General features: G+C 63.3%; 11 protein-coding genes. 6 read left to right on the top strand and 5 right to left on the bottom strand.

Translation table 11 applies throughout. From position 1 onward, the window contains the following. Positions 1-164 precede the first annotated feature (164 nt). Entirely contained in the window at positions 165-941 is a 777-nt protein-coding gene (locus R2R70_RS05160; RefSeq protein WP_107334523.1) for an SDR family NAD(P)-dependent oxidoreductase, read from the bottom strand. A gap of 648 nt (positions 942-1589) precedes the next feature. Here R2R70_RS05160 and R2R70_RS05155 point away from each other — a divergent pair. From R2R70_RS05155 to R2R70_RS05140, 4 genes are all read left to right on the top strand, one after another. Further along, the gene (locus R2R70_RS05155; RefSeq protein WP_107334524.1) at positions 1590-2555 is read left to right on the top strand and encodes a Bug family tripartite tricarboxylate transporter substrate binding protein; all 966 of its coding nucleotides are present in this window, start codon (positions 1590-1592) and stop codon (positions 2553-2555) included. 59 nt (positions 2556-2614) lie between these two features. Next, the gene (locus tag R2R70_RS05150; protein ID WP_107334525.1) at positions 2615-3085 is read left to right on the top strand and encodes a tripartite tricarboxylate transporter TctB family protein; all 471 of its coding nucleotides are present in this window, start codon (positions 2615-2617) and stop codon (positions 3083-3085) included. Further along, on the top strand, positions 3085-4605 hold the full coding sequence (locus R2R70_RS05145; RefSeq protein WP_043334188.1) for a tripartite tricarboxylate transporter permease: 1521 nt from the start codon (positions 3085-3087) through the stop codon (positions 4603-4605). Before R2R70_RS05150 ends, R2R70_RS05145 begins: the two co-directional genes overlap by 1 nt. A gap of 166 nt (positions 4606-4771) precedes the next feature. Next, positions 4772-5473 carry a FadR/GntR family transcriptional regulator gene (locus R2R70_RS05140; protein ID WP_107334526.1) on the top strand — a complete coding sequence of 234 codons (702 nt, stop codon included), beginning with the start codon at positions 4772-4774 and terminating at the stop codon, positions 5471-5473. Positions 5474-5647: 174 nt separating this feature from the next. Here the strand turns inward: R2R70_RS05140 and dauA are convergent, their stop codons facing one another. Further along, positions 5648-7420 carry a C4-dicarboxylic acid transporter DauA gene (gene dauA / locus R2R70_RS05135; RefSeq protein WP_410977458.1) on the bottom strand — a complete coding sequence of 591 codons (1773 nt, stop codon included), beginning with the start codon at positions 7418-7420 and terminating at the stop codon, positions 5648-5650. Between the two features lie 294 nt (positions 7421-7714). Here dauA and R2R70_RS05130 point away from each other — a divergent pair, with 294 nt between their 5' ends. Then, a complete protein-coding gene (locus tag R2R70_RS05130; protein WP_131432268.1) occupies positions 7715-7903 on the top strand; it encodes a CopG family transcriptional regulator in 189 nt (62 codons plus the stop codon). A 165-nt stretch (positions 7904-8068) separates the two neighbouring features. On the opposite strand, the gene R2R70_RS05125 is transcribed toward R2R70_RS05130, so the two are convergent. Both R2R70_RS05125 and R2R70_RS05120 read right to left on the bottom strand, forming a co-directional pair. Beyond that, positions 8069-9355: an FAD-dependent oxidoreductase gene (locus tag R2R70_RS05125; RefSeq protein WP_410977457.1), complete on the bottom strand. Its 1287-nt coding sequence runs from the start codon at positions 9353-9355 to the stop codon at positions 8069-8071. Positions 9356-9590: 235 nt separating this feature from the next. Then, entirely contained in the window at positions 9591-11018 is a 1428-nt protein-coding gene (locus R2R70_RS05120; protein WP_410977456.1) for a sodium:solute symporter family protein, read from the bottom strand. A gap of 234 nt (positions 11019-11252) precedes the next feature. Here R2R70_RS05120 and R2R70_RS05115 point away from each other — a divergent pair, with 234 nt between their 5' ends. Continuing rightward, positions 11253-12191, top strand: coding sequence for a LysR substrate-binding domain-containing protein (locus R2R70_RS05115; RefSeq protein WP_410977455.1), 939 nt, complete (start codon positions 11253-11255; stop codon positions 12189-12191). Positions 12192-12200: 9 nt separating this feature from the next. Here the strand turns inward: R2R70_RS05115 and R2R70_RS05110 are convergent, their stop codons facing one another. Then, positions 12201-14261 carry a CocE/NonD family hydrolase gene (locus tag R2R70_RS05110; protein WP_410977454.1) on the bottom strand — a complete coding sequence of 687 codons (2061 nt, stop codon included), beginning with the start codon at positions 14259-14261 and terminating at the stop codon, positions 12201-12203. Positions 14262-14474 lie beyond the last annotated feature (213 nt).

The raw sequence follows: 14474 nt of genomic DNA, 5'->3' as shown, positions 1-14474 counted from the left end.
TGTGCGTGGGACGTACGGTGCTTGGTAGGTGCTGTGCGTAGGACGCGCAGTGGGACAAGGGGGCAGCCGCCTCGACAGGCCAGGCCGGTCGAGGCGTCACCGCCTTGGGGGTTGCGCGTCAATTCACGCCATTCCACCGCGCTGAAGGTGACAGGCGACATGCCTTACGGGCACATCTGGCCGCCGTTGATGTCGATCACCTGGCCCGTGATGTAGCCACTGGTGGCGTGCGAGGCGAGGAACAGGAAGGTCGGCGCGCATTCTTCGGAGGTGCCGAAACGGCCCATGGCGATGCTGCCGGCGATCTTGGTGCGCAGCTCTTCGCTCTTGTCGGCATGGAAGACGGTATCGATGGTGCCCGGCGACACGATGTTGAAGCGCACGTTGTCCTTGGTGAATTCCTTCACCCAGTTGCGATGCAGGTTGTGCAGCATGGCCTTGGTGCCGCCGTACAGGGAGGCGCCCAGTCCGCCGCCTTCGCGACCCGCGATGGAGCCGGTGCTGATGACGCTGGCGGTGGTGCCGGAGTCCTTGGCGGAGGCCTTCAGGTGCGGCATGGCGTACTTGGTAGTCATGATCGCGGAGCGCAGGTTCAGGTCCATCACCAGGTCGAAGGCGGCATCGTCCAGACTCTCGAGTCCCGCACGCACGCCCAGGCCACCGGCGTTGTTGACCAGCACGTCCATGCCGCCGAAGGCCTTGGTGAAGTCTTCCACCAGGGCGGCGCAGCCTTCGCTGGTGGACAGATCACGTGCGAAATATTCAAAGCGTGCCCCGGTGGCTTCCAGCTGGGCGATGGCGTCACGCGCGGCGTCATCCTGCTGACGGCTGTTGATGCCGACCACGGCACCCTCACGGGCGAAGGCGACAGCGGCAGCCAGACCAATGCCCTTGGTAGAGCCGGTGATGAGAACTTTCTTCTGCTTGAGATCGGTGAACATGTGGGATTCCTGACGGTGGAAAGCCGTACGCTCTTGGAGGCGGCATGGCGAATGAAAGGTGGAGGGGCCTGCGGCGAGCATCGGCTCCCTCTCGGCACGAGTCACCTTAGCCCAGACAAACAGGATCGACAAACAAATAATGACAACTAACGAATAGTGCTTTAGTGCAGTCCCGCCTATCAAATGACGTGAGAAGGCTGTCTTGAGACCTGGTTCGCGCGGTGCTGACTGGGGCTGGAGGGGGAAGGGGTTGTGCTTATCAGGCAAGAGACTGATTTGTCGTAAAAACTCTGATAAATAATCTATATCAACGGCTTATGGCGGCGCGTTCGATGCGGATCGGTCAATGAGTCGCAAGACATTGCGGCCATTGGATAAGGGTCGCAGGGGCCGGGGTCGGCTATCCTAGGGGTTGATCCGGCCAGCCCGTCACGACCTGCAATCCCCGCTCCCTCCCTGCCGTCCATTTTTGGATTGGTCTAAAGTTCAAGTTGTCATAACTTGTAAAATTCGTGCATCCCGCTGACACTGATCTGCGTATTCGGGGCAGTCAACGCCAACCCTCAAAGCGGCTGCCCCACGCTGCAACGCCACAATCGACACAGCCACGCAACGCCTCCATAACAAGACAACGAGAGAGTCTTCGCCATGCGTAAATTGTCACAAGTCCTCTGTGCCTCTGTGCTGACCCTGTCCGCTTCCGCGGTGATGGCAGCCGACTATCCCTACAAGCCCATCACGCTGATCGTGCCTTGGTCTGCCGGTGGTGGTACTGATGCGGTCGGTCGTCAGCTGGCGGCGGGCCTGCAGGAAGAGCTCGGTCAGCCGGTCAATGTGGTCAACAAGACCGGCGGTTCCGGGGTGGTGGGGCACATGGCCATGAAGATGGCGCGTCCCGACGGCTATACCCTGGGGCTTGGCACGGCAGAGATCGCCACCTATCAGCACATCGGCACCGCGCAACTGTCCTATGAGGACTTTACGCCGATCGCGCTGCTCAACCTGGACTACGCCTCCTTCACGGTGAATGCCGATTCCGAATGGAAGACGCTGGATGATGCGCTGTCCGCGCTGAAGGCCAACCCCAGTGACTACACCGTGTCAGGTTCTGCGCCGGGGGCGGCCTACCATCTGTCCTTCGCGGGCTTCCTGGATCAACAGGGCATCAACCCGAATGACGTGACGCTGGTACCCAGCGAAGGCGCGGCACCGGGCCTGCAGGAACTGGCCGCCGGTGGCGTGGATGTCGTGTTCTCCTCGCTGCCGGAAATCGAATCCATGCGCCAGTCGGGTCGCGTCAAGGCGCTGGCGGTACTGGCCAATGAGCGTGTCGATTCCTTCGAGGACATTCCGTCTGCCAAGGAGCTGACCGGTTCCGAGTGGAGCCAGGGTTCCTGGCGTGGTCTGGTCGGTCCTGAGGGCCTGCCGGAAGAGGTCACCGCGCGTCTATCTGAAGCCACCGAGAAGGTCTGGAAGTCCGAGCAGTTCCAGGACTTCATGGCCAGCCGCGGTTACGGCACCGTGTGGGAAGATGCCGAAGGGTTCCGTGCCTTCATGAAAGATCAGGATGAAAAGAACGCTGCCACCATCGAAAAACTGGGGCTGGCCAACTGAGCATGTCGCATCGCTTCGTGTTCGAACGTTTCCTCCTGAGTCTTCATGAGTAACCGCACATGCGTACCAACGACAAGGTAACGGGTGTGGTGACGGCAGCCTTCGGGGCTGCCGTCATATATGCCTCCCTCGACCTGAAGAACCTGCCGCGCCAGGAATATGGGGCCGGTACCTTTCCCACCGTTATCGGCGCACTGCTGATACTGTTCGGGGCCATCCTGCTCGTCCGTGGGCTGCGCAATCGTGAAGTCTGGTTTGCCTGGCAGCACCCCGTGCCGCTGATCACCTTCATTCTGACGCTGGTGGCCATCTGTGCCTCCATCATCGCCTACATCTATCTCACCCCGGTGGTAGGCTTCCCCGTGGTGTCCTTTGTATTGCTCACCTTGCTGCTCTACACCTTCCATCATCGACGCTGGATGCCCGCTGCCGGCATCGCGGTGACGGCGACGGGGGTGATCTGGGGTGTGTTCGGCCAGTTGCTGCACGTGCCGCTCGAGCTGGGACTGCTGGAAAAGGTGATTTACTGATGAGTGACTTACTGCAAGCCGCCACGATGGTCTTCACTTGGGAAGTGATGCTGATCATCCTGGCCGCCTCCCTCTTCGGGCTGTTCATGGGCGCGATTCCGGGCCTGACCGCCACCATGGCCACGGCCCTGCTGGTGCCGGTCACCTTCTTCATGGACCCGCTGCCGGCCATCGCCGCCATCGTGTCCGCCACGGCCATGGCGATCGTGGCCGGGGACATTCCCGGGGCGCTGTTGCGAATCCCCGGTACGCCAGCCTCGGCGGTCTATACCGAGGAAGCCTATGCCATGGGCAAGCAGGGCAAGGTGGGTCTGGCGCTGGGCCTCAACGTGACCTGCTCGATGATCGGCGGCGTGATCGGGGTGCTGATCCTGGCCTTCTTCGCACCGCGCATCGCCGAGTTCGCCATCCAGTTCACCAGCGATGAGTACTTCTGGCTGGCACTGCTGGGGCTGTCCTGCGCGATCCTCGTCTCGGGGCGTGATCCGCTCAAGGGCGGCATCTCGATGCTGGCAGGTCTGGTCATCGCGATGGTGGGCATGGACAGTGTCTCCGGCCAGATGCGTTTCACCTTCGGCAACTACGACCTGCTGGCCGGTATCTCCATCCTGCCGGTGCTGATCGGCCTGTTCGCGATCTCCGAGCTGATTCGCCGCATGCCCGAGACGCGCAACCCGGCGCCGATCGTACCGCCGGTCATCAAGCGTCCCTTCGAAGGCGTCGGCTCGACCCTGTGGAAGTACAAGGGCGGCGTGCTGCGCGGTGGGGCACTGGGAACCGTGATCGGCTCTCTGCCCGGCGCCGGTGCCGACATCGCCTCCTGGATCAGCTATGCCGTCAGCCGCAAGTTCTCCCGAACGCCGGAGAAGTTCGGCAAGGGCCATCCCGAAGGCCTGGTGTCGGCCAGTTCCGCCAACAATGCCTCGCTCTCCGGTGCCTACATTCCTGCGCTGGTGTTCGGTATCCCGGGCGATACGGTGACGGCGATCATCATCGGCGTCCTGATGACCAAGGGCATCACCCCGGGGCCGGACGTCTTCACCGACCAGGCACCGCTGGTGAACGCCATCTTCATGGTCTTCGTGCTGGCCAACCTGCTGCTGTTGCCGCTGGGCTTCATGGCGATCCGTGGGGCGCGTCACATCCTGTCGATTCCCACTGGCATCCTGTTCCCGCTGATCCTGATGTTCTGCATCGTCGGTGCCTTCGCGGCCAACAATGCCATGTTCGACATCTGGATCATGCTCGGCATCGGTCTGATGGGCTTCTTCATGGCCGAGAACGACTTCCCGGTCGGGCCGATGATTCTGGCGGTGATTCTCGGGCCGATCGTCGAGAGCAACTTCATGCGCTCGATTCTCAAGTCCAATGGCGACCTGACCGCCTTCGTGGACCGCCCCATCGCCATGGTGCTGGCCATTGCCGCGGTGGCGGTGTGGAGCATGATCATCGTCAATGGCGTGAAGGCAGGGCGCAAGGCACCGCAGGCAGAGGAAGCGACTCAGCCCCAGGATGCCTGAAAGGACGTCAGCCGAGTGGAGCGGGTGGGCGAGCGGCAGTGATGACGCCGGGGAACGTCGCTGTCCCGTGGCCTTTCCTCAACTGGCAGGGTTTCCGGTAGAATTGCACACCATCTGACATGCCTGAAGGTGGACCAAGAGTGATGAGAAAGGGCGACATGACACGATGAGTGACGCAGCCAAGCATTCACTGGCACTGGTGGTCTACGAGAAGATTCTGGCGGCCATCATCAGCGGTGATTACCCCGTCAACAAGAAGCTGCCCACCGAGGCGCGCCTGTGCGAGCTGTATGAGGTGTCGCGCCCAGTGCTGCGTGATGCGCTGGCGCGGCTGCGCGAGGACAATCTCGTCGTTTCGCGGCGGGGCTCCGGCAGCTTCGTCATCAATCGACCCGACAGCGCCGTGCTCGAATTTGCGCGCATCTCCAGCATCGCCGACATCCAGCGTTGCTTCGAGTTTCGCACCAATGTCGAGGCCAGTGCGGCGGGTCTTGCCGCACTGCGACGCACCCCGGAGCAGCTGGAGCACATTCGCCAGCGCTTCGAAGCCATCAACCAGGCCAATCTCAACCACGATCGTGCCTCGGATGAAGACTTCGAGTTCCATCTGGCGATCACCGAAGCGGCCAGCAATCACTACTACGCCACCGTGCTGCGCTCGCTCAACCAGAGCATCAAGGAGGGCATGAACCTGACGCGCGGCCTGTCACTGCGAGCCTCGGAGGAACGCCTGCGCATCGTTCAGGATGAGCATCAGGCGATCATCGATGCGATTGCCGACAAGGACGCCGCCGCGGCCGAAAGCGCGATGCGGGCGCATCTCGAAGGGGCGCGCCGACGCATGTTCGAAGGCGTCCATGCGCCTTAGTCCCACAACAGGTAAGCGCCTCGACTGGTGAGTGTTTCGCCGACGCGTCATGACCCACGACAATGCCTCTGATCGTCACCGATCAGAGGCATTGTCGTATCGGGAGACTTGAAAACGCGGCCTGCAGGTGCGCAAGCGGCCTATGAAGATATGCATAGCACGATGCTCGCAAGGCTAGTGTTCGCCCAGCCAGCGACGTGCCACGGCGACGGCGCGTGGCAGGCTGCGGCACCAGCTGAGCTTGTGCGCACGCGTGCGAATCCCGGCCCGGCGCAGCTTGACGATCAGATGGCTCGGCAGCCCCGCCAGAATCAGCGCCACTCTCTGGTGATGCATGTCATCGATCAGGGATTTCAGGGCCACGATGGCCGTGCCATCCATGCTCGGCACATCGCTCATGTCGAGAATCACGACCCGGACCCTGTCATCGACCAGGCGCAGTGAGGTCAGCGCCTTCTCGGCCACGCCGAAGAACAGGGGGCCATCGATGTCGTAGAGCGCGATGGCGCTGCTGTCGCTTCCCTCGCACGGTGTCTGGCGAAGCGCCTCGCCCTTTTGCGTGTCGGTGATCTGGCGGGTCTGCGTCAGCTGCATCATGCGGCGTATAAACAGCGCCGCCGCCAGACCGACGCCGACTGCCACCGCCAGCACCATGTTGAACAGCACGGTGAGGCCGAAGCAGATCAACAGGATCGCCACATCGCCTCCCGGGGCGGAACGCAGGCTATGCACGAAGTGGCGAGCCTCGCTCATGTTCCAGGCGACGATGAACAGCAGCGCCGCCAATGTCGCCATCGGCACCTTGCCCAGCAGATCCGCCAGTGCGATCACCGCAAGCAGTACCACCGCGGAATGCACCACTGCCGCCAGTGGTGAACGGGCTCCGCAGCGAATGTTGGTGGCGGTGCGTGCGATGGCGGCAGTGGCCGTGATGCCCGCGAACAACGGCGCTATCAGATTGCCCAGCCCCTGGCCGATCAACTCCGCATCCGGGTCATGGCGCGTTCGCGTCAGTCCATCGGATACCACCGAGCACAGCAGGGATTCGATCGCCCCCAGCATGGCAATGGCGATGGCGGGCCCCATCAGTGCACGGATCAACTCGAAATCCAGTGTCAGCGGCTGGCCATCCGCGCCGGGCAGCTGCCAGGGAGCCACCAGCGTTGGGGCGATGGGCGGAATGCCCGTGCCGCTGCTGCCCGCCGCTTCCCAGCTGAAGCGGGAGGCGATGGTTTCCACCAGCGGGCCCTGGGTGTCGCCGCCGAAGGCGAGTTCGAGCGCATGGGCCGCCAGTGCGCCGACGATCAAGCCGACCAGTGGCGCGGGGACGGGCAGGTGCAGGCGTGGCCACAGCAGCATGACGGCCAGTGAAAAGACCCCGATGGAGAGCTCATGAGGATTCAGCGTCGGCAGGGCGGCCAGAATATGCCCGACATTCTCGACGAAGTGCTCGCTGAGCTGTCCGACACTCAGGCCCAGAAAGTCAGGCACCTGCAGGACGGCGATCACCACGGCGATGCCGGCGGTAAAACCGAGCACGACCGGATAGGGCACGAACTGGATCAGCCGCCCCATGTGCGTCAGCCCCAGCAGTATCAGAATCGCCCCCGCCATCATGGTGGCGATCAACAGGCCGCCGAGTCCGTACTGCTGAACGATGGGAAACAGGATCACCACGAAGGCCGCGGTGGGCCCGGAGACGTTGACGCGTGACCCGCCCGTCATGGCGATGATTGCCCCCGCGACGATGGCCGTATAGAGGCCATGCTGTGGCGCGACCCCGGCCGCGATGGCCAGTGCCATGGACAGCGGCACTGCCACGGTGCCGATGGTCAACCCGGCCAGGATGTCCTGACGCAGATCGGTGAGGCCGTAGCCTGAGTGCCATGCACTGCGCAGGCCGGTGGCAATCGGGGGCAGGCGCATGGGAGAGCGCTTGGAGGTCATCGGGGCGGGTCCTCGCGGAGGGAATCTCGACGCTGAACCTGGTGCTGGCCGTTTCAGGGCATGGCGTGGCATGTCCGAACATGTCACTGCGCCAGGCGACAGCAGGCCAGCCGTCTGTGACGGACTGCCCTGGCATGATTACATGATAATCACATGGTAAAAAACATTAACATGTAATTAGCATGATCGTCATTCGCTTGCCCAAAGAATCGACTCGGGTTCACAAGGATTGGCTTGTCGGTATCGGCGTCCCGGCATTACCATCTGATGTTAATGATTTCGGGAGAGCTGAAGATGGAAAAGAAGACCGCACGCCTGACCCTGATGATTGACCCGCACAAGAAGCAGGCCTTCGAGCAGCTGTGTGCCTCGCAGGATCAGACGCCGTCTCAGGTCGTCCGTCAGTTGATCCGCGAGTATCTGCAGGCGCATGGCGTCGAGTACGCGTCCCAGCCCGGGCGTCCACAACCCCCATCTTCCTGAACGAGCGGGTTGGGTGGGGCGCTCTGGCAAGCCCTGCGCTGATGAGCCCTGCTCTGATTAGCCCGGCTATGACGCAAGAAACAAGAAGCCCCTGACAGGTTCGCCTGTCAGGGGCTTTCGTCTTCATGGGCAAGAGTGCAGTTCTGCTTGCTCAGGCGAGCGGGATCATTGGCAGAACCTGGCGGGCGACAGGCTGCGCGCGTATTCCGGCAGGGGGTCGTGCGCCACCGTGCGTGCCACCAGATCTCCCGTCTCGGCCGAGAGTGTCAGGCCCAGGTGGCCATGCCCGTAGGCAAGCAGCAGGCCGGGGCAGCCGGGCATTTCGCCTACTACCGGCAGGCCATCGGGAGTGGAGTGGCGCACGCCCATCCAGTGGCGGGCGACGTCGAGCGGCTGACCGAAGAGTGTCTCGCCCCATTGCTTGAGGGCTTGCCAGCGTTGCGGCGAGGCGGGGCGCGATGGCGCGCAGAACTCGGTGGTGCCCGCCAGGCGTATGCCTGCGGCCATGGGCGAGGCGTAGAAGTGATGCGCCAGCCAGCCCACCGGGCGTGCGAGTGGCAGCGAGGTGGCGAGTTCGATGTGATAGCCGCGCTCGCTAACCACCGGCAGTCGCTTGCCGAGTCCTGCCAGCAGCGTATTGCTCGCGATACCGGCGCAGATCACCACATGCGGGACCTCCTGTGAGGTGGTGGCGGTGTCGATGCGCCAGCCACCACTGGAAAGCGGCGTGAGGGCATCGACCTGCTGAGCCGTCCACTCAAGGCCGCCTTCTTCCAGCTGTGCGAAGAGCTGGCGGCTGAGTGACAGCGGGCTGGTGAGATGGCGGGTATCAGGGTAGTAGAGGCCGCCTGCCAGTCCCTTCGAGTTGAGCGACGGCTCCAGATCCCGCAGCTGGTTCGCGCCCAGTGCCTGACATTCGACTCCGTCATGACGTTTCGCCTGGGCCATCTTCTCCAGCGCTGCCGGGGTGATGGCGGTGTCGCGCTGGATCTGCAGGCAGCCTGTCTGGCTGGCCAGCGCAGTGGGCGCTCTGGTCTGCAGATCATCGATCAGAGCATGCTGTCGTTCGACGGCATTGGCCAGCAGGGCGATCAGGTCCGCCTTGTGGCGCTGGAAATTGGAGGGCGTTGCCGCCTTGAGGAAACGCCAGCCGAAGTCCGCGAGGGCAGGCGTGTGGCGCAGGGCGATGGCTAGGGAGGGCTGCCTGCTCAGCAGGTGGCCCGGCAGCTGACGCAGGGTATCGCCGCTGGCCATCGGTGAGGTGGCGTAGTTGGCGATGAGGCCGGCATTGCCGAAGGAGGTGCCTTCGCCGATGGGGTTCGGGTCATACAGTCGAACGTGATAGCCACGTGCCTGCAAGGCGCGGCAGGTCGCCAGACCGATGATGCCGGCGCCAATGACGGCAATGCTGTCGTGGCTCGCCGCTTCGGCGGCGGAGGATTGCGGGGTCATCGCGCGTACTCTCTTTGCCGGTCATGCCGGGCGGATTGCCCGACATGATCGGCGTGATGAAGACGGTGGCAGGGCCATGACAGGGCCTTGGAAGACTCATGGTCGAGCGGCGCAGGCCCTGCCGATGGCTCAGTTGTCGCGGTAGAACTTCCAGGAGGCGATGGCGATGCCCACGGCGGTGAGGATGCTCAGCAGGCAGATCACATACAGGGTCAGTCCGAACATGGTCAGGTCCTCAGGAGTGGGTGGGCTGGGTCGGGGCGTTATTGCCGTTGTGGTCCGGCACCGCGTTCAAGAACTGATAGACGAGGGTGAAGACCACGATATTGGCGATGACGCCGGCGATCAGCGGCGTGATGCCGCTCAGTGCCTCAAGTTCCAGGCTGCTCCACTTCCAGACGCTGGTGGCCAGTGCCCCGGCGAGCATCGCGGCGATGCCGGCACGCTTGCAGCGAATCTTGAACAGCACGGCGAAGATGAACGGCAGCAGGATGGTCGGTGCCCACAGCGCGTAGCTCAGCAGCAGCGCATCGATGATCGAGGTGGCGTAAAGCGCGAAGACGATGGCGCCCAGCCCGATGGCCAGATTGACGCCGCGCTCGATCCACAGCTGCTGCTTGCCGGACATGGCGGGATTGATGAAGGGCTTGTAGATGTCGGTCACGAAGATGACCGCTGCCGAGTTCAGGTAGGAATCCGCCGTCGACATCACCACGGCCAGCAGTGAGGCGAGCACCAGACCGGTCAGGCCCAGCGGCAGGGCGTCACGAATCAGTTCCGGCATGGCCTGATCCGGCGAGATCTGCGGATAGAGCACCAGCGCGATCAGGCCGATGGTGGAGCTGACGGCATAGAACAGCAGGCCAAAGCCGCCGGCCAGCGAGTAGCCGATCTTGGCATGACGCGAATCCGGCGCCGACAGGGCGCGCTGGGTGTAGGGCGGGACGAGGGTCTCGCCGAGCAGGAAGGCGATGAAGATGCTGATGAACATCAGCGGCGTGTAATCGCCCATGATGCTGAAGTGCTCGGTGGGCAGCGCGGCGATCAGGGCATCGGGGCCGCCGATCTTGTCGAGCCCGACGATCATGGTGATGGGCAGGAAGACCGCGAGCATCACGAACTGCACCACGTCGGTCTGGATCACGGCCCACATGCCGCCGGCCGTGGAGTACACGAGTACCACTGCCATGCCGATCAGGATGCCGGTGCTGATCTCGATGCCCAGGATGGCATTGAAGACGGTGCCGATGGCCAGCGCCTGAGCGCCGAGGATGCCGACGCAGAAGATCAGCGAGAAGATGCCGGTCAGCAGGCGAGCGCTGCGACCATAGTGATGCGCCATGATGTCACCGACCGTCTGGGCGCCCGCATAGCGCTTGAGGCGCGGTGCGATGTAGAGGCCTGCGATGATGGTGGCGATGGGGAAGGCGGAGGCCGCGAACATGAAGGCGTAGCCCTCATCGAAGGCCTTGCCGGCACGGCCCATCGAGGCACCTCCGCCGAGGAAGGAGGCGGCGAGTGTGGCGAACAGCACCGGCCAGATGATCTTGTTGCCGGCGACGGCGAAGTCGGCACTGCTGGAGGTCTTCTTGGCACTGCGATAGCCGATGTAGAGCAGTATCGCGAAATACAGCAATAGCCCCATGAGGTCGATCATATGCATTGTCTGTGGCCCTTTGTTGTTGGTTATGAGGGTCTGGTCAGCTTCCTACCGCAGGGGGTATAAGCACAACTAAAGGCTGTCTATTAAGTCATAAGAACAATTTAGAGTCTGCCCGAGAAAGGCTAGTCTCGAGAATCCGGACATGATTGCCCCGCCGCGAGAGCTTGGCCACAAGAGCCCTGTCACAAGAGCTCTGCCACGAGAGCCCTGCCACGAGATGAGAGCCCAGCCGTCATGAAACTCAGACACAACCTGCGTCAATTGCAGATCTTTCAGGAAGTGGTACGCACGGGCAGTCTCTCCCAGGCAGCGCGTCGCCTGGCCATCACCCAGCCCGCGGTAAGCACGGCGATCACCAATCTGGAAAGCGAAGTCGGCTTTCTGCTTTTTCGCCGCAACCACTACGGCACCCAGTTGACGCCGGAAGCCGTCCATCTGGCCGAGGGGGTCGACAAGGTGCTGGCCTCGGTGGGCCACCTTGATGAGCTGACCGATGGGCTGCGTGACGGCCATGCCGGCAAGCTCACCGTGGCTTCGATGCCGGGGCTGTCTCCCACGGTGATGCCCCGAGTGATGGCGCGCTATCTGGTCGATTTTCCCGACAGTCGCCTGTCGTTGCAGACGTTCAGCTCGCGCAAGATCGCCGAGTGGGTCGCCGAGGGCCAGTTCGATCTCGGCGTGATCGAGTCGGATGCCGCCATCGAGGAGCTGGTGCTCGAGGAGTATCGGCTGTGCATGGCGCTTGCGGTTCCCGAAGGCAATCCTCTCGCCGAGAGGGCATCACTGAGCCCGGCGGACCTGACCGGGGAGACCATCATCACGCTGGACCAGCATCACCAGAGCACTCTGAAACTCGCGCGGGCCTTCCAGCAGGTCGGCATGACCTTGCAGGCGAGCATCGAGACCCATCTATTTCCCTCGGTCGCGATGCTCGTCAATGAAGGGCTGGGGATCGCCCTGATAGATCCGGTGACGGCGGAGGCGATGCTGGCACGTCGCGATTGCCATCTGCGCATCGTGCCCTTCACACCGACCATCAATCTGGATGTCGCGCTGGTCACCTCGCGCTTTCATCCCGTCTCGCGTCAGGGGCAGCGCTTCATGCCCTATCTGGCGGCGGAGCTGGCCGCCTGGCAGCAACACTCGCAGGACAGATACGCGCCAGGCGCCTGAGTGGGCGCCTCAGACCGATGTTCTCGGCAGAGTGCGCTGCCAGTCACGGCGGTGGACCTCCTCGTCGTCTTGCCAGGCGATCTGCTCGGCTTCGAGATAGAAGTTCTCGGCGTCGCAGCGCATGCGGTAGTGGCTCTCGACGCGGACGTCGAACTGGCCCGGGGTGGTCTCGCCAAGCGCACTGTCACGCTCGTGCTGATCGCGTCCGGCGTGGTAGTGCCAGACGATCTCGGCACGCGTGCGATCCGCATCTTGCGGATGCGCGGTATAGCGCTCGGTACAGCGATACTCGACCCGCATGCCGGTGTCTTCGAGCGTCATCGCGCCCATGTCGTCCTCGACGATGGTGGTGACTTCGCCGCTGGCCACGTCCTCTACCACGCTGCGGCTGGGCTTGGCAGCGCGTTGCTCACTGATGTTGGCCGGTGGGGCGGATTCCGGTGCCGCGAAGGGGTTGTCGACGGCCTCGCCGGTAAAGACCGGCAACGCGAGTGACTGCAGGCCCGGTTGCAGGGTCAGTGCCGCTCGCCGGGGCGCCGGCCACACCATCGGGAAGTTGGCTGACGCCAGTGCCACGCGTAGACGGTGGCCGGCTGGAATCCGATAGCCCGCCATGTCCAGTTCCAGCTCGATATTGACGGGCTCACCGGGAGTGAGAGGTTGCGGAGTGTCATGATCGCGCAGCGCGAGGTTGAGCACGCCGTAGGTGATGCGTGCGACCTGACCATCCGGCTGCACGTCACTCAGGCGCACCGTCAGCTGGCCGCAGGTCTGGTCACTGGTCAGTGACAGCGTGACCCTGGGCTTGCCGAGGATATCCAGCGGCGCGTCGAGCGGTTCACTGTCAAAGCACACGGCGAGTGCATCATCGAGACGCTGATCTCCCGGCAGGTCAGGCCCGAACCAGATGGCGCAATACTCGCCCTGATGGCGGCCAGCGGTCAGCGGTGAATCCACCACGACCGGCCTGGCGAGTGCCTGCTGACCCTGATGTGCGTCGTCGCTCAGGCCTGATTCGCTCAGCGACATCTGGTGCATCTCGACATGGCTGGCGGGCCAGCCGTCCGTCTGCACCCAGCGTCCCGGACGTTCGGCATACATCGTCTTCGGCGGCAGAGCATCCTGCAGATAGAAGGTGGCGGACGGCTCGTCCATCACGCCATTCTCCGCGCCTTTCAGCCAGTGGTCCCACCAGCGCAGCGCTTCCTGCAGGAAGCCGATGGCCGGATCGGGCACCGCGAAGTGCGGATACTTGTGAATCCACGGGCCGATCAGCGCCTTGCGCGGGCAAGTCAGATTTTCCATCATCCGCCCGACGGTGTTCTTGTAGGCGTCGCCCCAGCCACCGATGGCATAGACCGCCGCTTCGATGTCGGCGTAATCGGTATTGATGGAGCCCTGCTTCCAGTAGGCATCGCGGTGCTGATGCGAAAGCCAGGTCTCGGCCAGCAGCGGCATCTCGTCCAAACGCTCCTGCCACATGGCGCGCCACTCATCGCCGACCAGGCGCGGGTCCGGCGGTGCTGCGGAGAAACTCAGCATGGTGGCGGCCCAGGCCAGGTTCTCGTTGAGCAGGCAGCCACCCTTGTAGTGGATGTCATCCGTGTAGCGATCATCGGTGGAGCAGAGGGTGATGATGGCCTTGAGTGGCTCGGGTCGGTGCGCGGCCAGTTGCAGCGAATTGAAGCCGCCCCAGGAGATGCCCATCATGCCGAGCTTGCCGCTGCACCAGGGCTGATTGGCGATCCAGTCGATCACCTCCAGCGCATCGGACTGCTCCAATGGCAGATATTCATCTTCCATCAGCCCCTGGGATTCGCCGTTGCCACGCATGTCGACGCGCACTGAGGCGTAGCCGTGGCCCGCGAAGTAGGGGTGGGTGAGGGCATCCCGCGCGATGGTGCCGTCACTCTTGCGGTAGGGCAGGTATTCGAGGATGGCCGGCACTGGCGCCTGTTCCGCATCTTCCGGCAGCCAGATTCTGGCGGCCAGCTGGGTGCCGTCGGAGAGTGGAATCAGCGTGTGCTCGATCTCGCGGACGCGATGGGGGAAGTCGGTCTTGACGCGCATTCACGTATCCTTGTGTCGTCGGGGCGATGGACGGATGCCTTGTCTCGAGAGTACTGCTTGCCACTGGCCGCGACGCCGGGACTCAGAATTCGGAAATCAGAAGTCGGGAGTCGATGCTGGCGCATGCCGTCAAACGCCGCAAGGCGACGTGGAGGGAAATCCACGGCGCCTTGCGGTGTCATGCGGGGAGGGAGCAAGGATGCATGGCATTTC

Source organism: Cobetia sp. SIMBA_158 (genome assembly GCF_046566945.1).
Lineage (GTDB): Bacteria > Pseudomonadota > Gammaproteobacteria > Pseudomonadales > Halomonadaceae > Cobetia > Cobetia amphilecti.
The sequence above is the reverse complement of the archived record's forward strand: the minus strand, read 5'-3'. Positions and strand labels throughout refer to the sequence as shown.

Bases quoted from the DNA above. Each gene is read 5' to 3' on its own strand.
- R2R70_RS05160 (WP_107334523.1), bottom strand. From the start codon at position 941: ATGTTCACCGATCTCAAGCAGAAGAAAGTTCTCATCACCGGCTCTACC.
- R2R70_RS05155 (WP_107334524.1), top strand. From the start codon at position 1,590: ATGCGTAAATTGTCACAAGTCCTCTGTGCCTCTGTGCTGACCCTGTCC.
- R2R70_RS05150 (WP_107334525.1), top strand. From the start codon at position 2,615: ATGCGTACCAACGACAAGGTAACGGGTGTGGTGACGGCAGCCTTCGGG.
- R2R70_RS05145 (WP_043334188.1), top strand. From the start codon at position 3,085: ATGAGTGACTTACTGCAAGCCGCCACGATGGTCTTCACTTGGGAAGTG.
- R2R70_RS05140 (WP_107334526.1), top strand. From the start codon at position 4,772: ATGAGTGACGCAGCCAAGCATTCACTGGCACTGGTGGTCTACGAGAAG.
- dauA (WP_410977458.1), bottom strand. From the start codon at position 7,420: ATGACCTCCAAGCGCTCTCCCATGCGCCTGCCCCCGATTGCCACCGGC.
- R2R70_RS05130 (WP_131432268.1), top strand. From the start codon at position 7,715: ATGGAAAAGAAGACCGCACGCCTGACCCTGATGATTGACCCGCACAAG.
- R2R70_RS05125 (WP_410977457.1), bottom strand. From the start codon at position 9,355: ATGACCCCGCAATCCTCCGCCGCCGAAGCGGCGAGCCACGACAGCATT.
- R2R70_RS05120 (WP_410977456.1), bottom strand. From the start codon at position 11,018: ATGCATATGATCGACCTCATGGGGCTATTGCTGTATTTCGCGATACTG.
- R2R70_RS05115 (WP_410977455.1), top strand. From the start codon at position 11,253: ATGAAACTCAGACACAACCTGCGTCAATTGCAGATCTTTCAGGAAGTG.
- R2R70_RS05110 (WP_410977454.1), bottom strand. From the start codon at position 14,261: ATGCGCGTCAAGACCGACTTCCCCCATCGCGTCCGCGAGATCGAGCAC.